The 18,748-nt window shown below is 70.7% G+C and carries 16 protein-coding genes and 2 pseudogenes; 12 read left to right on the forward strand and 6 right to left on the reverse strand.

Translation table 11 applies throughout. From position 1 onward, the window contains the following. Nucleotides 1–10 precede the first annotated feature (10 nt). The 7 genes and pseudogenes from OG429_RS19255 to OG429_RS19285 all read left to right on the forward strand — a co-directional run bounded on the left by OG429_RS19255 (nt 11) and on the right by OG429_RS19285 (nt 8,692). Nucleotides 11–1,957: a copper resistance CopC/CopD family protein gene (locus OG429_RS19255; RefSeq protein WP_328926531.1), complete on the forward strand. Its 1,947-nt coding sequence runs from the start codon at nt 11–13 to the stop codon at nt 1,955–1,957. Next, nucleotides 1,954–3,240, forward strand: a complete 1,287-nt coding sequence (gene efeB / locus OG429_RS19260; protein ID WP_443051312.1) for an iron uptake transporter deferrochelatase/peroxidase subunit — start codon at nt 1,954–1,956, stop codon at nt 3,238–3,240. The genes OG429_RS19255 and efeB overlap by 4 nt, the downstream gene beginning before the upstream one ends. Nucleotides 3,241–3,283: 43 nt before the next feature. Next, nucleotides 3,284–4,219, forward strand: a complete 936-nt coding sequence (gene pheA, locus OG429_RS19265; RefSeq protein ID WP_328926533.1) for a prephenate dehydratase — start codon at nt 3,284–3,286, stop codon at nt 4,217–4,219. A gap of 526 nt (nt 4,220–4,745) precedes the next feature. Further along, nucleotides 4,746–6,023: a serine--tRNA ligase gene (serS, locus tag OG429_RS19270; protein WP_328926534.1), complete on the forward strand. Its 1,278-nt coding sequence runs from the start codon at nt 4,746–4,748 to the stop codon at nt 6,021–6,023. Beyond that, on the forward strand, nt 6,020–6,832 hold the full coding sequence (locus OG429_RS19275) for an HAD family hydrolase (protein WP_328926535.1): 813 nt from the start codon (nt 6,020–6,022) through the stop codon (nt 6,830–6,832). Before serS ends, OG429_RS19275 begins: the two co-directional genes overlap by 4 nt. Before the next feature lie 306 nt (nt 6,833–7,138). Then, nucleotides 7,139–7,546, forward strand: a pseudogene (locus tag OG429_RS19280) (histidine kinase); the annotation flags it as partial. Between the two features lie 495 nt (nt 7,547–8,041). Further along, nucleotides 8,042–8,692 carry a response regulator transcription factor gene (locus OG429_RS19285; protein WP_328930344.1) on the forward strand — a complete coding sequence of 217 codons (651 nt, stop codon included), beginning with the start codon at nt 8,042–8,044 and terminating at the stop codon, nt 8,690–8,692. 7 nt (nt 8,693–8,699) lie between these two features. Here the strand turns inward: OG429_RS19285 and OG429_RS19290 are convergent, their stop codons facing one another. The 5 genes from OG429_RS19290 to OG429_RS19310 form a co-directional block, all read right to left on the reverse strand. Beyond that, complete coding sequence (locus OG429_RS19290; RefSeq protein WP_328926536.1) at nt 8,700–9,350, reverse strand: rhomboid-like protein; 651 nt, start codon at nt 9,348–9,350, stop codon at nt 8,700–8,702. Nucleotides 9,351–9,445: 95 nt separating this feature from the next. Next, nucleotides 9,446–10,165 (reverse strand): ABC transporter permease, encoded by a 720-nt coding sequence (locus tag OG429_RS19295; protein ID WP_328926537.1) that lies wholly within the window; start codon nt 10,163–10,165, stop codon nt 9,446–9,448. 14 nt (nt 10,166–10,179) lie between these two features. After that, the gene (locus OG429_RS19300) at nt 10,180–11,091 is read right to left on the reverse strand and encodes an ABC transporter ATP-binding protein (protein ID WP_328926538.1); all 912 of its coding nucleotides are present in this window, start codon (nt 11,089–11,091) and stop codon (nt 10,180–10,182) included. Further along, the gene (locus tag OG429_RS19305) at nt 11,088–11,975 is read right to left on the reverse strand and encodes an ABC transporter permease subunit (protein WP_328926539.1); all 888 of its coding nucleotides are present in this window, start codon (nt 11,973–11,975) and stop codon (nt 11,088–11,090) included. Before OG429_RS19305 ends, OG429_RS19300 begins: the two co-directional genes overlap by 4 nt. Next, nucleotides 11,965–12,954 carry an ABC transporter ATP-binding protein gene (locus OG429_RS19310; protein ID WP_328926540.1) on the reverse strand — a complete coding sequence of 330 codons (990 nt, stop codon included), beginning with the start codon at nt 12,952–12,954 and terminating at the stop codon, nt 11,965–11,967. The genes OG429_RS19305 and OG429_RS19310 overlap by 11 nt, the downstream gene beginning before the upstream one ends. 216 nt (nt 12,955–13,170) lie before the next feature. Between OG429_RS19310 and OG429_RS19315 the strand changes: the two genes are divergently transcribed. The 4 genes and pseudogenes from OG429_RS19315 (at nt 13,171) to OG429_RS19330 (ending at nt 16,949) form a co-directional block, all read left to right on the forward strand. Beyond that, entirely contained in the window at nt 13,171–13,998 is an 828-nt protein-coding gene (locus tag OG429_RS19315) for a M24 family metallopeptidase (RefSeq protein ID WP_328926541.1), read from the forward strand. Then, nucleotides 13,995–15,788 carry an SDR family oxidoreductase gene (locus OG429_RS19320; RefSeq protein ID WP_328926542.1) on the forward strand — a complete coding sequence of 598 codons (1,794 nt, stop codon included), beginning with the start codon at nt 13,995–13,997 and terminating at the stop codon, nt 15,786–15,788. Before OG429_RS19315 ends, OG429_RS19320 begins: the two co-directional genes overlap by 4 nt. After that, nucleotides 15,782–16,024 (forward strand): annotated as a pseudogene (locus OG429_RS19325) (metal-dependent hydrolase); the annotation flags it as partial. The gene OG429_RS19320 and the pseudogene OG429_RS19325, both read left to right, overlap by 7 nt. Before the next feature lie 10 nt (nt 16,025–16,034). After that, on the forward strand, nt 16,035–16,949 hold the full coding sequence (locus tag OG429_RS19330) for a MerR family transcriptional regulator (protein ID WP_328926543.1): 915 nt from the start codon (nt 16,035–16,037) through the stop codon (nt 16,947–16,949). Between the two features lie 148 nt (nt 16,950–17,097). Here the strand turns inward: OG429_RS19330 and OG429_RS19335 are convergent, their stop codons facing one another. Further along, nucleotides 17,098–17,874: an aquaporin gene (locus tag OG429_RS19335; RefSeq protein ID WP_328926544.1), complete on the reverse strand. Its 777-nt coding sequence runs from the start codon at nt 17,872–17,874 to the stop codon at nt 17,098–17,100. Between the two features lie 134 nt (nt 17,875–18,008). Between OG429_RS19335 and OG429_RS19340 the strand changes: the two genes are divergently transcribed. After that, the gene (locus OG429_RS19340; RefSeq protein ID WP_328926545.1) at nt 18,009–18,548 is read left to right on the forward strand and encodes an RNA 2'-phosphotransferase; all 540 of its coding nucleotides are present in this window, start codon (nt 18,009–18,011) and stop codon (nt 18,546–18,548) included. Nucleotides 18,549–18,748: the final 200 nt, after the last annotated feature.

Genomic DNA, 18,748 nt, shown 5'->3' on the forward strand with positions numbered 1-18,748 from the left:
GCCACACGCCATGACGGCCACCGCCCCCGCCCCATCCACGGTCCACGCCCGGGCCACGGCACTTCTGCCGCGGTTCGCGCTGGTCCTCGCAGCCCTGCTGGCAACCCTGTTCACCGCGGCCTCTCCGGCCTCGGCGCACGCCGCACTCACCGCGAGCGACCCCAAGGACGGGGCGGTGGTCGCCACGGCCCCCGCCCAGGTCACCCTCTCCTTCTCGGAGCAGGTCGCCATGGGCGACGACTCCATCCGCGTGCTGGACCCCCAAGGCAAGCGCGTGGACACCGGCGAACTGCGCGACATGTGCAGCGGGAACACCATCCGCTACGGCACCGCACTCCACTCCGGCCTGCCCAACGGCACCTACACCGTGGCCTGGCAGGCCGTCTCCGCCGACAGCCACCCGATCTCCGGTGCCTTCACCTTCTCCGTCGGAGCGCCCTCGGCCACCGCCGTCACCCTCCCCGCCCGGCAGGCGGGCGGGGGACCCGTCGGCATCGCGTACGGGATCGCCCGCTACGCCGCCTACACCGGCTTCACGGTCCTCGTCGGCGGCGCCGCCTTCATCCTGCTGTGCCTGCGCCGGGGAGCTGCCGAACGCCCGCTCCAGAAGCTCGTCGTACGCGCCTGGGTGACCCTCACCGCCGCCACCCTCGCGATGCTGGTGCTCCGCACCCCGTACACCGGGTCGGGGAAGTTCGCCGACGTCTTCGACCTCGACGGACTCAAGGCCGTCCTGGACACCAAGACCGGCGCCTCACTGATCTCCCGGCTGCTCCTGCTGGGTGCAGCCGCCCTCTTCATCGCGGTCCTCTTCGGTGTCTACGCCCGACGCCTGCAGGGCGCCACGACGGCGGAGGAGGTCAAGGACACCAGCGATCTCACCTTCGGCCTGGGCATCGGCGGCGCCGTTGTCTCCGGCGGCATCGCCGCCACCTGGTCCCTGTCCGAGCACGCCTCCACGGGGATCCAGCCCGGCATCGCCATGCCCGCCGACATCCTGCACCTGCTGGCCGTCGCCACCTGGCTCGGCGGCCTCGCCGCGCTGCTCCTCTCCCTGTACAAGATCCCCGGGATCGAGCGGTCGGCGGTCCGGCGCTTCTCCCGGGTCGCCTTCGTCAGCGTCCTGGTGCTCGTCGTCACCGGCGTCTACCAGTCCTGGCGCCAGCTCGGAACCTGGTCCGCCCTCACAGGAACCTCATACGGACGGCTGCTGCTCCTGAAGGTCGGGCTGGTCACCGTTCTCGTCGGCATCGCCTATGTGTCCCGGAAGTGGACCGCACGGCTCTCCGAGTCCACCGAGTCCACCGCCGATGTTTCACGTGAAACGGTCACCGCCGCAGCGGATGTTTCACGTGAAACATCGCCCGTCACCGTGCCCGCCGACCCCCGACGGGCGGCCCAGCTCGCCCGGCAGCGGGCCGCCCGTGAGAGCGCGCGCGAGAAGCGGGCGCGTGACGCCGACCCGGAGCGCGCAGGCCTGCGCCGCTCCGTCCTCGCCGAGACCGGTGTCGCCGTGGCCCTGCTCGCGGTCACCACGGTCCTCACGAGCACCGAGCCCGGGCGCACCGTCGAGCGGGAGACGACCCGGGGCTCTGCCGCCACCGCCGTACCTGACCGCGCCGTCAAGATCACCCTGCCCTTCGACACCGGCGGCCGGAACGGCAAGGGGAACGTCCGCCTCGAACTCGACCCGGGCCGGGTCGGCGCCAACACCCTCCACCTCTGGGCCGACTCCGAGGACGGAAAGCCCCTCGACCTCCCCGAGATCAAGGTGTCCTTCACCCTGCCCGCGAAGGACATCGGCCCCCTGCCGGTGCTGCCCGACCGCTCCGCCCCCGGACACTGGACCGCGTCGGGCGTACAGCTGCCGCTCGCCGGCGAGTGGCGCATCGACGTAACCGTCCGTACCTCCGACATCGACCAGACGACCGTCCAGAAGACCGTGAAGATCGGCTGACCAGCGTGACCGAGAGCAACCCCGACATCGAGATCTCCCGCCGCCGCCTGCTGGGCACCGTCGGCGCCGCAGGCGCCGCCGGCCTTGCGCTGGGCGCCGCAGGTGGCGCGCTCGCGCACTCCGCACTCGCCGACCCCGCGAACACCTCCGGCGCCGGGGGCGCCTCGCGGCTGTCCTCCCTCGGTGCCACCCAGGCCGCCTTCCACGGCGACCACCAGGCCGGCATCACCACGCCCCTGCAGGCCAAGGGGCACCTCGTCGCCTTCGACCTCGCCGCAGGCGCGGGCCGCACGGAGGCCGCCGCACTGCTACGACGCTGGTCCGAAACCGCCCGCCGGCTCATGGCGGGCGAGACCGCCGCGTCCGAGGACACCGGCATCGCCCTCGACGCCGGTCCGTCCTCCCTGACTGTCACGTTCGGCTTCGGCCATTCCTTCTTCGAACGCACCGGCCTGAGCGCCCGCCGCCCCGCCGCCCTCGACCCGCTGCCGGACTTCTCCTCCGACCGGCTGGACGATCGGCGCAGCAACGGCGACCTGTGGATCCAGATCGGCGCGGACGACGGGCTCGTCGCCTTCCACGCCCTGCGCGCCCTTCAGAAGGACGCCGGTGAGGCCGCCCGCGTCCGCTGGCAGATGAACGGCTTCAACCGTTCCCCCGGCGCCACCGCCTCCCCGATGACCGCCCGCAACCTCATGGGCCAGATCGACGGCACCGGGAACCCGAAGCTCTCGGAGCCCGACTTCGACAAGCGGATCTTCGTGCCCGCGGCGGGCCCCGGGCCGGCTGAGCACTCCTGGATGGCCGGGGGCTCGTACGCCGTCGTCCGGCGCATCCGGATGCTGCTCGACGACTGGGACAAGCAGTCCCTCGCACAGCAGGAGCAGGTCATCGGCCGTACCAAGGCCACCGGCGCCCCGCTCACCGGCGGCGGCGAGACGACCGAGATGGCGCTCGACAAGTTCGGCCCCGACGGCAAGCCGGTCATCCCGTCCAACGCCCACGCCCGGATCTCCGCCCCCGAGCAGAACGGCGGGGCCGCCATGCTGCGGCGCCCGTTCTCCTTCCACGACGGGATCGGCATCGACGGGTCCCCCGACGCCGGGCTCCTCTTCGTCTGCTGGCAGGCCGACCCGCTGCGCGGATTCGTCCCCGTCCAGCGCAAGCTCGACCGGGGTGACGCGCTGTCCGCCTTCATCCGGCACGAGTCCAGCGGCCTGTACGCGGTTCCGCCCGGCCCCCGCCCCGGTGAGTACGTGGGACAGCGGCTGCTCGAAGCGTGAACACCCGCTCCTTCGGGCAACACCCCGGCATTAGGCTGATCGCATGTCGGCCACCCGCTTCACATATCTCGGTCCCGAGGGCACTTTCACCGAAGCCGCCCTCCGCACGCTGCCGGAAGCCGCCACCCGGGAGCTCGTCCCGATGGTGTCGGTCCCGGCCGCCCTGGACGCGGTGCGCAACGGCGAGGCCGCTGCCGCCCTCGTCCCGATCGAGAACTCGGTGGAGGGCGGGGTCACCGCCACCCTCGACGAGCTGGCCTCCGGCGAACCGCTGATGATCTACCGCGAGGTGCTGCTGCCCATCGCGTTCGCGCTGCTCGTGCGACCGGGCACAGCCCTTTCGGACGTCAAGACGGTCACCGGGCACCCGGTCGCCCAGCCCCAGGTACGCAACTGGCTGCGGGCGAACCTGCCCGACGCGGTGTGGGAGTCGGCCGCCTCCAACGCCGACGGCGCCCGGCTGGTCCAGGAAGGCCGCTTCGACGCGGCATTCGCCGGCGAGTTCGCCGCGGCCACCTACGGGCTCGTCCCGCTGGTGACCGAGATCCACGACGCGGAGAACGCCGAGACCCGGTTCGTGCTCGTCGGGCGCCCCGCCCGGCCTGCCGCCCCGACCGGTGCCGACAAGACGTCCGTCGTGCTGTGGCTCGGCGACGACCGCCCCGGTGCGCTGCTGGAACTCCTCCAGGAGTTCGCCGTGCGCGGGGTCAACCTGATGCTGATCCAGTCCCGGCCGACCGGACAGGGCATCGGCAATTACTGCTTCGCGGTCGACGCCGAGGGTCACATCTCCGACCGGCGGGTCAGCGAGGCCCTCATGGGCCTCAAGCGGACCTGCCCCCAGGTCCGCTTCCTCGGCTCCTACCCGCGTGCGGGTGTCGCTCAGGGTGACGTGCGCGCTCCGCGTCCCGGAACCTCCGACGGTGATTTCACGGCAGCCTCCGACTGGCTGACGCGTTGCCTCGACGGCCGGGCCTAGGGCTTCGTCCACTGTCCACAGAGTTATCCACAGGGCGAGTTGGGGACCTGGGGACAAGTCGACAGAACGGCGCGACAAGGTCGACAAATCGGTCGCGGGGCCCAGGTTTCGCGCTGGGGAGCGGGAGGTGAACGACGTCACCCCCGTATCGCAGATCAACTCTTTGGGGCGAGTCATTCCCACCCGAATGAGTGTGTGAGGGTGGTTTGAACCTTGATTCGCCCAGGGCCGCCCCAGGTTGGGAATGATCGATTTCCGTGTCCACAGATGCGACGCACAGCCTGTGGATAAGGTGCGGGCGGCGGGAATCCCTGTGGACAAGGAAACCCCTTCCGATCCTGCTCAGGCCGCGCGCACCCCGACGTTGTGCCCCTTTTCGGGGAATGGGCCCGCTTTTATTGACCACCTGAGAAGCATCACTTCTGGCCAGCCGCCAAGACTTATCCATTTGCCGCAATTGAGACATAGCGACACGCAGCGTGATATCGGTGTGATCCCAGGAAGCCCCGCCCGGTAGCCTGGTGGGGTGATTGACCTCCGGCTGCTCCGTGAAGACCCTGACCGTGTCCGCGCCTCGCAGCGCGCCCGTGGAGAGGACGTCGGGCTCGTCGACGCACTGCTCTCCGCCGACGAGCGCCGCAGGTCCTCCGGCGCGCGCTTCGACGAACTGCGCAATGAACAGAAGTCGCTCGGCAAGCTCATTCCCAAGGCCTCTCCTGAGGAGCGGGCCGAGCTGCTGAAGAAGGCCGAGCAGCTCAAGCAGGACGTCAAGGCGGCCGAGGCCGAGCAGAACGAGGCCGACGAAGCCGCCAAGCAGCTCCTCCTCCAGCTCGGCAACATCGTCCACGAGGACGTCCCGGTCGGCGGCGAGGAGGACTTCACCGTCCTGGAGACGCACGGCACCATCCGCGACTTCGCCGCCGAGGGCTTCGAGCCCAAGGACCACCTGGAGCTCGGCGAGTCGCTGGGCGCCATCGATGTCGAACGCGGCGCCAAGGTGTCGGGCTCGCGCTTCTACTACCTCACCGGTGTCGGCGCACTGCTCGAACTCGCACTGGTCAACGCCGCCATCGCGCAGGCCACCGAGGCCGGCTTCATCCCGATGCTGACCCCGGCGCTGGTCCGCCCGCGCGCCATGGAGGGCACCGGTTTCCTCGGCCAGGCCGCGGAGAACGTGTACCACCTGGAGAAGGACGACTACTACCTGGTCGGCACCTCCGAGGTCCCGCTCGCCGCGTACCACATGGACGAGATCATCGACGCCGACAAGCTGCCGCTGCGGTACGCCGGCTTCTCGCCGTGCTTCCGCCGCGAGGCCGGCACGTACGGTAAGGACACCCGCGGCATCTTCCGCGTCCACCAGTTCGACAAGGTCGAGATGTTCTCGTACGTCGCGCCGGAGGAGGCCGAGGCCGAGCACCAGCGGCTCCTGGAGTGGGAGAAGCAGTGGCTGACCAGCCTGGAGCTGCCGTTCCAGGTGATCGACGTCGCCACCGGTGACCTGGGCGCCTCCGCCTCGCGCAAGTTCGACTGCGAGGCCTGGATCCCGACCCAGGGCAAGTACCGCGAGCTGACCTCCGCCTCGAACTGCGACGGATTCCAGGCCCGCCGGCTGTCGATCCGCTACCGCGACGGCAAGAAGACCCAGCCGCTATCCACACTGAACGGCACGCTGTGCGCCGTACCGCGCACGATCGTCGCGATCCTGGAGAACCACCAGCAGGCCGACGGCACCGTTCGCGTTCCCCCGGTGCTCCGTCCGTACCTGGGTGGCCGTGAGGTCCTGGAGCCGATCACCAAGTGAGTCCGGCCCCGTTCCCGTACAAACTCGTCGCGACCGATCTCGACGGCACGCTGCTTCGCGGCGACGACACCGTCTCGGAACGCACCCGTGAGGCGCTCGTCGCGGCCACCGCGGCGGGCGCGGCGCACATCATCGTCACGGGCCGCGCCGTGCCCTGGACCCGGCACGTGCTGGACGATCTCGGCTACAAGGGGATCGCCGTGTGCGGGCAGGGCGCGCAGGTCTACGACGCGGGCGCGCACCGGTTGCTGACGTCGGTGACGCTGGACCGGCAGCTGGCCGGTCTGGCGCTGTCGAAGATCGAGGCCGAGATCGGCCCGCTGGCCCTGGCGGCCAGCCGGGACGGGGTGGACGGCGAGGTCCTGTTCGGCCCCGGCTACCAGGTGCAGGAGGGCCTCCCGGCCGTCTACCTGGACGACACGGCGGCGATGTGGGCTGCCCCGCTGAACAAGCTGTACATCCAGCACCCGGGTCTGGACGACGACTCGCTGGTCAGCGTGGCCCGGGCGACCGTGGGCAGCCTGGTCGACATCGTGATGGCCGGTCCCGGCATCGTGGAGATCCTCCCGCTGGGGCTGACCAAGGCCACCGGTCTCTCGCTGGCGGCGCGCCGGCTGCGTGTGAAGGCGGCGGAGACGATCGCCTTCGGCGACATGCCCAACGACATACCGATGTTCGGCTGGGCAGCCCACGGGGTGGCCATGGCCAACGCCCACGCGGAGCTCAAGGCCGTGGCCGACGAGGTGACGGCCTCCAACGAGGAAGACGGCATCGCGGTGGTGCTGGAGCGCCTGCTGGGCGCCGCGTAGCACGCACGACGTACGAGAGGTCCGGGACGGCCCGCGCCGATGGCGCGCTCGAAGTGGCCGTCCCGGACCTTTGTTGCTCCCCGCAGAACTCACTCTGCCCCCGCGGCAATCCCCGTACCAGCGAATTTCCGGGTGCCGGCCGTGGATCGTCGGCCACCTCCGCCGAACGGCAGATGGCCGGCCCGGGCGTGCGCTCGTAGGGTCGGCCTCATGACCGTGAACCCCCGTGCCGCGTATGCCCCGTTGCTGGCATCGGCTGCTGTCGTCGACGTGGCCGCGGCGTTCCTGGAGGCTCCTGCGGTGTGGATGCTGCTCGGGGCGTGCCTCCTGCTTCCGCTGCTGGTTCTGGTGGCCCGCTGGTCTCCGGTGCGGTCCGGGAGTATCGCGGCTGCGCTGGGCGTGGCAGCCGTCGCGCTGTGGCCGGTCCCGCACGTGTGGGGGTCCGGGTCGTGGCTGGAGGCGTGCGGGGCGGCGGCATTCTGGGCGCTCCCCGCGCTCGGAGCCCTGCTGGCCGGGGGCTATCCACGCCGCCAGGCGGCCAGGACGCGGCAGGCCGTGAGGAATGCGCGACGCGACCAGCAGCTCGAACTGGCCCGCGATCTGCACGACTTCGTGGGGCACGATGTGAGCGCCATCGTGGTGCAGGCACAAGCGGCCCGGTTCGTGGCCGCTCAGGATCCCGGGCAGGCGGTCCGCGCGCTGGAGCGGATCGAGGCCGCGGGCTTGAGCGCCTTGGAGTCGATGGACCGTACGGTGCACGCCCTGCGGGAGGCCTCGGGCGGCCCGACCGCTCCGGTACCGGGACTGGCACAACTGCCGGAACTGGTGGAGCGGTTCGACGGCGCCTCGCTGGACGCCGACCCTGCTGCCGTACGCGAGCTGTCGCGCGAGGCGGACACCACGGCGTACCGCGTGGCTGTGGAAGCCTTGACGAACGTACGCCGGCACGCGCCCGGGGCGGCCGTGGTACGGGTCGCCGTGCGCCGGGCCGGGGCGGCCGTAGAGCTCAGCGTGGCCAACTCCGCCGCGGCCCGGGGCGCGGGCGGGCTGCTGGCCCGCCGTCGGCGCAGCGGCACCGGACTGGCAGGGCTGCGAGGGCGGGTCGAGGCGGCGGGCGGGACGCTGCGGCCGGGGCGGATACGGACGGCGGGTGGCGGGTTTGCGCGGTCTTCCCCACGCAGCCACACCCTGTCGGGTGATCATGGCGGCGTGACCACACGCATCCTGATAGCCGATGACCAAGAGGACATCCGCAGTGGCTTTCGGCTGATCCTCGATTCGCAGCCCGACATGACCGTGGTGGGGGAGGCCGCGGACGGGGAGAGTGCGGTGGCGCTGGCCAGGGAGCTGCGCCCCGATGTGGTGCTGGCGGACATCCGGATGCCCCGGTTGGACGGGCTGGAGGTGACCCGGCTGCTGGCACCGCGGACACGGGTGGTGGTCGTGACCACCTTCGACCTGGACGAGTACGTGCACACCGCGCTGCGCAACGGCGCCTGCGGCTTCCTTCTGAAGCGGTCGGGACCCGCGCTGCTCATCGAGGGAGTCCGGGCGGCGATGGCCGGGGACACGCTCATCAGCCCGCAGATCACGGTGCGGCTGCTGAGCCGGATCGCCGAGTCCGGGCCGGCCGCTGCGCCGACGCCCGAGCCCCATCCGCTGACCGGCCGGGAACTGGACATCGTGCGCCTGGTGGCACGTGGGCTCACCAACGCCGAGATCGGTGCGGAGCTGTTCATCAGCGCGGGGACGGCCAAGACCCACATCGCGAACGTCCAGGCGAAGCTCGGAGCACGCAACCGGGTGGGGATCGCCGCGTGGGCGTGGGAGCACGGCGTGGTGAAGACGGAAGCCGACTAGCGATGTTTCACGTGAAACGAGGTCGTGTTTCACGTGAAACAACGTTGCGGGTGAGCGGCCAGGCGAGCAGGCCGACGCAGAGCGCGATGGCGTGGCCGAGGTCGGTGAAGGTGCCGCCGGTGACGAGAGGGAGCCCGAAGAAGGCGACGGCGCCGGCGAGGTAGAACCATTTCCAGGGGCTGGGGAGCCGGTAGGTGAGAACTCCGATGGAGGCCGCGAGCCCGTAGCTGACGCCGATGTCGACGACATGGGTCATGCTGCGCGGGGCCCGGTGGTCCTGGATGGCCATCAGCAGGACCTTCTGACTGACCAGCGTGGCGACGATGTGGGCCGTCGCGACGATCAGGAGCCAGCGCATCGTGCCGAGCCAGCGTTCGACGGGGGCGTGGAACAGCTCGAAGAGCAGGGCGTAGAGGGCGAGCGAGGCCGGGTTCTCGATCCAGAAGGCGCTGCTGAGGAGCGCCCGGACGGGGTGTTGGACGAGCTGGTGGATGTTGCTGCTGTTGCGGTGGAGCAGGACGTGCTCGACCCGGTCGGGCGCGATCACGACCACGACGCTGGTGACGGCAATGATCAGCAGCCAGATGTGCGTTCCGGGCGAGGAGCGTATCCAGGACCGTATGGGCCTGGACGGCTCAGGCTCGGTGTGCTCGATCATGCACCGATGATGACGCGCGAAGCTGTGCCCCGCCTGGCCGGTGGGCCGGGCGGGGCACAGCTTCGCGAGGGGGTGCCGCAGGGGCGGCGCGGGGTCTACTCCTCGCCCGCCAGGGTGAGGCGGCGCAGCTTCTGGCCCGCGTAGACGTTGGCGCCGACGGTGACCACGGTGAGCAGGACCGCGGCGGTGGGCAGGCCGACGGTGGCATCGACGTACCCCTCGCCCGCGACCTTCTCGGCGAGGGACAGGGCCCACTGCTGGACGCTGAGGGTCTTGGCGCCGGAGACCAGGCTACCGAAGAGCGACTCCCAGATCAGTGCGTAGACCAGGCCGAAGACGACCGCGTGCCGGCTGACGGTGCCCAGGAGCAGGAACAGCGCGCTGTAGGCGATCGAGGCGACGAGGGCGGCGACGGTGTAGGCGACGGCGATCTGCTGTCCGTTGCCGTTGAGGATGAAGCCGGCGATCAGGGTGGGGATCGCGGAGAAGGCCATGGTGACGGCGATCGCGACGATCAGCTTGGTCATGATGATCGTCGGGCGCTTCACCGGCTTGGAGAGCAGGTAGACGATCGACCCGTCGTCGATCTCGGGACCGATGGCGCCCGTACCGGCGATGACACCGATCAGCGGGACCATCGTCGCGAGGGCGAAGCCGCCGAGCAGGTCGGCGGCGACCTTGTCGTCGACACCCGTGAGCGCGCGGACGGCGATGGAGATGACGATGAGCAGGGCCGGCAGCAGGAAGAGGATCAGTGCCCGGCGGCGGCCGAGCAAGGCCCGGTAGGTGAGCCGGGCAACGGTGGGGTTGTACATGGGTGCCAGCTCCTTCAGGCCGCGACGAGGTAGGAGAAGACCGACTCGAGGGACTCGTCGGAAGGCGAGACCGTCAGCAGCCGGATGCCGTGCGCGCGGGAGACCTGCGGCAGCAGCTCGGTGAAGCGCCCGAAGTCGACGGCCTGGATGCGCAGGGCGCCTTCCTTCAGGTCGACCTCGATACCGGCCGTGGACGGGTCGGCGATCAGGGCCGCGGCGAGGGCCCGGTCGTCGGAGGAGCGGACGAGGTAGCGGTGCGGGCGGTCCGTCATCAGGCGGCGGATCTTGCGGAAGTCGCCCGAGGCGGCGTGGCGGCCGGCGACGACCACCTCGATGTGGGAGGCCAGTTGCTCGACCTCCTCCAGGATGTGGGAGGAGAACAGGACGGTGCGCCCGTCGTCGCCCATGCGCCGCAGCAGGTCCATCAGCTGCATGCGCTGGCGCGGGTCCATGCCGTTGAACGGCTCGTCGAGGAGCAGTACGGACGGGTCGTGGACCAGGGCGGACGCCATCTTCACGCGCTGGCGCATGCCCTTGGAGTACGTGGAGATCTTGCGGTCCTGGGCGTACTCCATCTCGACCGTGGCCAGCGCCCGCCGGGCGGCCGCGTCGTCGAGCCCGTGGAGTTCGGCGTTGGCGACGACGAACTCGCGGCCGGTGAGGAAGTCGTACATGGCCTCGCGCTCGGGCACGACGCCGATCTGCTTGTAGACCTGCTCGTTGCACCAGATCGGCGTGCCGTCGAGGGTGACGGTGCCCGTGGAGGGGGCCAGGAAGCCGCCCATCATGTTGATGAGCGTGGACTTGCCCGCGCCGTTGGGGCCCAGGAGGCCGGTGACACCGGGTCCGATGCGCATGGTCACGTCGTTGACGGCGACGACGTTCCCGAACCAGCGGGAGGTGTGGTCGATGTCGATGATGGTCACAGCCCGGCCTTCCGGTAGCGGGCCATCAGGGCGGCGTAGGAGCCGGCGATGAGGCCGAGGATGACGAGCAGGTAGACGAACCCGGTGCCGGCCGAGGGGCCCTCGCCGCCGGGGAAGGCGGACGTCGCGCCGAGGAAGGCCGTCTGGAAGCCGTCGATCAGGGTGATCGGGGAGAACAGGCCCATCCAGTCGATGGCTCCGGTGTTCCCGGTGTTGTAGGCGATCCCCTGGACGGCGGTCACCGCGCCGTACGGGATCAGGAGCACGGCGATGATCGCGGCGACACCGAACCCGCGGCGCGGGGTGAGCGCGGCCATCACCAGGCCCAGGCCCGCGAAGAGCAGCGAGAGCAGCAGTACCGACACGAGTCCCTGCCCGAATCCCTTGGTCTGGTCACCGAAGTCGAACTTCGCCAGCAGCGACCCGATCCACATGATCAGCAGCGGGGTGGCGGTGAGGATGAACAGGGCCGAGGCCATGGCCGCGTACTTGGCCACGACGTAGTCGACCCGCTCGATGGGCCGTGAGAAGTAGAGCGGCACGGTCTTGAAGCGCAGGTCCCGGGAGACCGACTGGGGTGCCTGGGAAGCGAGGTAGAGGCCGATGACCACCTGGGTGGTCAGGGCGTACGTCGTGTACTTGATCGGCAGTTCGGTGGAACCGGGAACGGCGATGGCCACCGCGACGAGGATCAGCGCGGGGACGCACATCACCGCGAAGAGGATCATCGGCAGCACCTTGGACTTGGCCGACCGGCCGAGTCCGTAGGCGCCGCGCAGGGACTGCGAGAACAGTGACTTGCGGGCGTAGGCGCGGCCGAGCCGGGCGCCGTCGTAGGACCGGTAGCCGATGTTGTGGATCTGGGTCGAGGTGTCAGGCGCCATCGGAACCGGCTCCCTTCTGCTGGATGGGCTGCGCGGGCTGGTCGTTGTCGCGGAAGACCTCCGCGATGTGGTGGCGGCGCTGCTCCATGCGGACCAGGCCGATACCGAGGTCGGCGACGGTGTCGCGGACCGTGTCGTACGTGTCCTCGCCCGTGGCCTCGACCAGGAGGATGTGGCCGGCGCCGGGCAGACCCTGCTCCTCGGCCGTGTGCAGGGCGAGGCCCGCCGAGGTGAGCGCCTTGCGCAGGGCGGCGGTTCCGTCCGGGTGCGCGTCGGAGTCGGTGACCTCGACCGCGAGGGTCGTGGTGATCTGGGTGAAGTCGCTGGTGGAGCTGGAGCGCAGCAGCTTGCCGCCGTCGACGACCACGACGTGGTCGCAGGTCCGCTCCAGCTCGCCGAGGAGGTGGGAGGTGACCAGGACGGAGATGCCGAAGTCGGTGTAGACGCGGCGGATCAGGCCGAGCATCTCGTCGCGCCCGACCGGGTCGAGGCCGTTGGTCGGCTCGTCGAGGAGGACCAGCTGGGGGTCGTGGACGAGAGCCTGGGCCAGCTTGACGCGCTGCTTCATGCCCGTGGAGTAGCCGCCGATGGGGCGGTAGCGCTCCTCGTAGAGCCCGACGTGGCGCAGGGTGTCGGCGGTGCGCTCCCGGGCCGCGGTCGGCGGGAGCCCGGACATGCGGGCCATGTGGACGACGAACTCGGTGGCCGAGACGTCGGGTGGCAGGCAGTCGTGCTCGGGCATGTAGCCGACGCGTTCACGGATGGCGCTGCCATGCGTGGTGACGTCGAGGCCGAGCACGGCGGCGCTGCCCTCGGTGGCGGGGGACAGTCCCAGCAGAATCTTGATCAGCGTGGACTTGCCGGCTCCGTTGGCACCCACGAGGCCGGTCACACCAGGCCCGATGTCCAGGGAGAGCCGGTCGAGGGCGGTCACTCGGGGGTACCGCTTGCTCAGGCTTTCGGTCGCGATGACAGTCACGAGTTCGACGTTAGTGGCGGGGCTCCCGCGAAACGTCAGACCTTGAGCTGGATCCCGTCTCCGCCTTCAGGCGTACACGACCGTCCTGGAGGCTGATGTGGCCCGGACAACTTTGTCCACAGGTCCGTGCACGGCCCTTGACGTGACCTTCAGTCATTGTCACATTCATCAGTGTCAACTTACGGGCACGTACGGCGACCGAGACGGGTGCTGACCATGGCAGGGGACGATTTTCACGGGTTCAGGGAAGTGCAACGCCTCTCCTACGAGTGCGCGGAGACCGTCGCCGCGCAGCTGCGGCCCGGGATGACGGAGCGGGAGGCCGCGCGGATGCAGCGGGAGTGGCTGCGCGAGCGCGGGGTGCGCGACTGGTTCCACCTGCCCTTCGCCTGGTTCGGTGACCGCACCGCCTTCGCGAACTTCAAGATCCCGCTGCAGTTCTTCCCGACCAACCGGAAGCTGGAGCCGGGGATGCCCTTCATCCTCGACATGGCACCGGTCTACAAGGGCTACGCGGCCGACATCGGCTACTCGGGGAGCCTCGGGCTCAATCCGGTGCAGGACCGGCTCATGTCGGATCTGCAGGCCCACCGCGCGCTGATACTGGAGCAGGTGCGTGAGCGCCGCTCGCTGCGCGAGATCTATGAGAACGTCGAGCGGCTCATGAACCGGCAGGGGTACGCCAACCGGCACCGCGCCTACCCGTTCGGGGTGATCGCGCACAAGATCGACCGGGTCAAGGAGCGGCGCTGGTCGCCGACGGCCTTCGGGTTCGGCACCCAGTCCCTCAAGGGGCTGGCGTCCGACGCCCTGCACGGGCACCGTGAGGGCTGGTCCCCGCTGTGGAGTCCGTACCACTTCTCCGACCATCCGCCGCAGCCCGGCCTGTGGGCGGTGGAGCCGCACCTGGGCTTCCGGGGCACCGGCGCGAAGTTCGAGGAGATCCTGGTCGTCACCGACTCCCGGGACCCCGAGGAGACCGCGTTCTGGCTGGACGACGATCTGCCGCACGTGCGGCGCTGGGCTGAGGAGAAGGCGGCATGAGCGGCATGAGCGAGGCAAGTGCGACGGGACGACCGGCGGGCGCGCGTGAACGCTGGGTGAGCACCGGCGGGGTCGAGCTGTGCGTCGTCGAACTCGGCGAGGCCGACCGGCCCACCGTGGTCCTGGTGCACGGCTACCCGGACAGCAAGGAGGTCTGGTCGGAGGTCGCCGAGCGGCTGGCGTCCCGCTTCCACGTGGTGCTCTACGACGTACGCGGCCACGGGCGCTCGACCGCGCCGCAGCCGCTGCGCGGCGGCTTCACCCTGGAGAAGCTGACGGACGACTTCCTCGCGGTGGCGGAGGCGGTCAGCCCCGACCGGCCGGTCCACCTGGTCGGCCACGACTGGGGCTCCGTCCAGGGCTGGGAGTTCGCCACGGTGGCGCGCACCGAAGGCCGGATCGCCTCCTTCACCTCGATGTCGGGCCCTTCCCTCGACCACTTCGGGCACTGGATCAAGCAGCGCATGACGCGGCCCACCCCGCGCCGGGCCGCGCAACTGCTCGGCCAGGGCGCCAAGTCCTGGTACGTCTACATGCTGCACACGCCCGTGCTGCCGGAGCTCGCCTGGCGCGGGCCGCTCGGCAAGCGGTGGCCGGCGATCCTCCAGCGCGTCGAGAAGGTTCCGGTCGGCTCCTACCCGACGGCGTCGCTGCCTTCGGACGCGGCCCATGGCGCCTGGCTCTACCGCGACAACGTCCGGCCCCGCCTGCGCCGTCCGCGCCCCGACGCGTACGCACACGCACCGGTGCAGCTCATCACCCCGACCGGGGACGCCTTCCTGTCGGAGCGGCTCTACGACGACCTGGAGCGGTGGGCCCCGGACCTGGTGCGCCGCACGCTGCCCGCCAAGCACTGGGTGCCCCGGACCCGGCCCGACCAGCTGGCCGCCTGGATCACCGAGTTCGTCACCATCCGGGAGGAGCCCGCCACGCGGGCACCGGAGCAGAAGGCCCCGGGCCGGTACGCCGACCGCTTCGGCGGCCAGCTGGTCCTGGTCACCGGCGCGGCGAGCGGCATCGGCCGGGCCACCGCCTTCGCGTTCGCCGAGGCCGGGGCCCGGGTGGTGGCCGTGGACCGGAACGCCGAAGGCGCGGCGCGCACGGCGGACATGGCCCGCCTGGTCGGCGCCCCCGAGGCCTGGGGCGAATGTGCGGACGTCAGCGACGAGCAGGCGATGGAGAAGCTCGCGGCGAAGGTCGCCGCGGAGTACGGAATCGTGGACGTCCTGGTCAACAACGCCGGGATCGGCCTGTCCGGAGCCTTCCTCGACACCACCGCCGAGGACTGGAAGAAGGTTCTCGACGTCAACCTGTGGGGCGTCATCCACGGCTGCCGGATCTTCGGGAAGCAGATGGCCGAGCGCGGCCAGGGCGGCCACATCGTCAACACCGCCTCCGCCGCCGCCTACCTGCCCTCCAGGACCCTGCCCGCCTACAGCACCTCGAAGGCCGCGGTGCTGATGCTGTCGGAATGCCTGCGTGCGGAACTGGCGTCGAAGTCGATCGGCGTCTCCGCGATCTGCCCGGGCATCGTCAACACCAACATCACCGCCACCTCGCGGTTCGCCGGGGTGGACGAGGCCGAGGAGAAGCGCCGCCAGGAACGCTCGTCGCGGCTGTACGGGATACGCAACTTCCCGCCGGAGAAGGTCGCCGACGCGATCCTGCGGGCCGTGGTGCGCAACGAGGCCGTGGTCCCGGTGACTCCCGAGTCCAAGGGCGCCCTGTGGATGTCGCGATTCGCCCCGCGCACCCTGCGGCGCATCGCGAAGCTGGAGCCCAGGCTGTGAGCGGGACCCCGTACGTCCTGGCCTGGCTGTGGGTGTGGGGAGCCTCGTACCTCATACGCAACGACCCGGAACCGGGCCGCACGTGGAGAGAGCTCGGCACGGCCATACCCCGCTACTTCCGGCGGTCGTACCATCCCTCGCAGGAGGGCTCGCTGCGCAGGGCGGTCGAGCACCTTGCGGCTTCACCTGCCGCCCGGGCCGCGGCCGGCGCGGTCGGCCGAGCCGCGATGTCGTAGGGAGCCGGGATTGTCCGATCAGGCGGTAGCCGAGTACCGGATCGAGGATCTGGCGCACCACAGCGGGGCGACGGTGCGCACGATCCGGGCGTACCAGGACCGGGGTCTGCTGCCGAAGCCGGAGCGGCGGGGCCGCTCCAACGTCTACCGGGACACGCATCTGGCGCGGCTGCGCCAGATCGCGGACCTGCTGGACCGCGGCTACACGCTGGCCTCCATCAAGGAACTGCTGGAGGCCTGGGACGCCGGGCGCGGGCTGGGCGGCGTACTCGGGCTGGTCGCCGAGGTGCACGGGCCGTGGACCGACGAGGAGGCGGCCCGGATCAGCAGGCAGGAGCTGAACGAGCGGTTCGGCGGCAAGCCCGACGACGAAGCCGTCCACGAGGCGTGCGAGCTGGGGGTGCTGGAGCGGATCCCCGGCCGGCCGGACCAGTTCCTCGTGCCCTCACCGCAGGAGCTGGCGGTGGCCGCCGAGCTGTACGCGGCCGGGGTACCGCTGTCGGCGATCACCGGGCACCTGCGGGAGCTGCGCGGGCAGGTGGAGCACATCGCCTCGCGGTTCCTGGAGTTCACCACCGAGCACGTCTTCGCGCGCTACCTCGGGCAGGTTCCCCCCACCGACGCGGACGCGGCGGAGGCGGCGACGATGGTGCGGCGGCTGCGGCCGCTGGCCCAGCAGACCGTGGACGCGGAGCTGGCGCGGGCGATGCAGCTGTTCGCGACCCGGCATCTGCAGCGGCACCTGGGGGCGGCCGGGGGCCCGCAGCCGTCGGGTCCGTCGCCGGTGGCGCTGCCGGCCGGGACGGTGCGGGCGGTGCAGGAACTGGTGGGAGCCGATCATGTGGCGGAGTTCGTCCGGGCCGCGACGGAGCGGGAGCTCCAGGCCCGGACAATGAACGATCTGGCGCGCCGCGCGGACGGGTAGCGCGCCGCGAGGCTACGGGGGGCGGCCGGTCGGAAGTGCACTCGGCAGTCACTCGGTAGTCCACAGGGCGGATCACGCGTTTGCCGTCAAAACCTGCCCAAACGGCTGTGGACAAGTCCCGCCTGCCTGTGGGCAACAGGGGCCCGTCTCAGCCGATGGTCTCGTACGCCGCCTTGGTGGGAGTCACGCCGTCCACCGGCCCGGTCTCGGACAGGGTCTCCACCACCACGGGCTCGGGGGACCGGGAGGAGCCGTAGAGCAAGCCCGCGAGGACCAGGCCGAGGATCCCGCCGATCAGCTGGGCCGCGACGAAACCGGGGAGCGACTCCGGCGCGATGCCGGTGAAGGAGTCGCTGAAGCTGCGCCCGATGGTGCCTGCCGGGTTGGCGAAGGACCCGGAGGACGTGAACCAGATCGCGGCGGCGATGTACGCGGCGACCGCGGCCGGGATGAGCCTGGGGCGCCCGATGCGCCCGAGGCCCTGGATGACGAGCACGAGTCCCGCGGTGGCCACGACCTCGCCCACGAGCAGGTGCCCGCCGTCGCGGACCTGGGTGGCGAAGGTGCCGGGAGTCCGGCCGAACATGGCTTCCGCGAGGACGGCGCCGCCGATGGCTCCGGCCGTCTGAGCCGCGGTATAGACCAGGGCCTCCCGGGCGTCGAGCCCCTCCCCGCCGGTACGCCGCGACCACCAGGCGGTGAGGGTGACCACCGGGTTGAGGTGGGCGCCGGACAGCGGCCCGAACAGGGTGATGATCAGCCCGAGGCCGATGGCGGAGGCGGCCGAGTTCGCGATGAGGGCGACACCGGTGTCGCGGCTGAGCTCGGCGGCCTGGATTCCGGAGCCGATCACGACCACGAGCAGACCGGCGGTACCGATCAGTTCGGCAGCCGCACGGCGTGGCAGTGAGGTATGGGCTGTCATGGTTTCTCCCCCTGGGCAGAAGTGGCAGCGGAAAATATATTCCGTATCTTGGAAGAGTGATAGAGGGTGTCCACGACCGCACGCCCGGCGAAAAATCCCTGCCGGAAGGCCTTTCGACCGGGCACGCTGGGGTCATGGATGACAGGCGCACCGTGAAGGTGTCCAAATATGTCTCGAAACACCTGCGGCATCAGCCGGAACGGATCGGACTGGTGCTCGATCCCCACGGCTGGGTGGAGATCGACGACCTGCTGCGCGCGGCCGCCGCCCACGGTTTCGCCTTCAGCCGCGCCGAGCTCGACCACGTCGTGGCCGCCAACGACAAGCAGCGGTTCGCTGTCGACGGCACCCGGATCCGCGCCAGCCAGGGCCACACGGTGGCCGTGGACCTGGATCTCCCGGAGGCCGAGCCGCCCGCGTACCTGTACCACGGCACCGTCGCCGCCGCCCTGGACGCGATCCGCGCCGAAGGCCTGCGCCCGATGGCCCGCCACCACGTGCACCTGTCCCCCGACCGGGAGACCGCGACCCGGGTCGGCGCGCGGCGCGGCAGGCCGGTCGTGCTCAGCGTGGACGCGGGGGCGATGCGCGCCGCGGGGCACGTCTTCCGGATCAGCGCCAACGGGGTGTGGCTGGTGGATGCAGTACCGCCGCGGTTCCTGCGCTTCCAGTAGCAAGTCCCCGGCGCACCCCGGCCGCCAACTCCGGCGCATCCGGGCAGATCACGGCACATCCTCACGACGCTTCCCGGGCATCTCCGAGCGCGGGAATTCGCTCAGGGATTGTCGGACCATCCCCCTAATCTGTTCCCCACTCCGGGATCCGTGAGGGGGGACCTCGCGATCACCGAACCATCCCCGTATGCACGCGAGGT

Source organism: Streptomyces sp. NBC_00190, from assembly GCF_036203305.1.
In the GTDB taxonomy this organism is placed as follows: domain Bacteria; phylum Actinomycetota; class Actinomycetes; order Streptomycetales; family Streptomycetaceae; genus Streptomyces.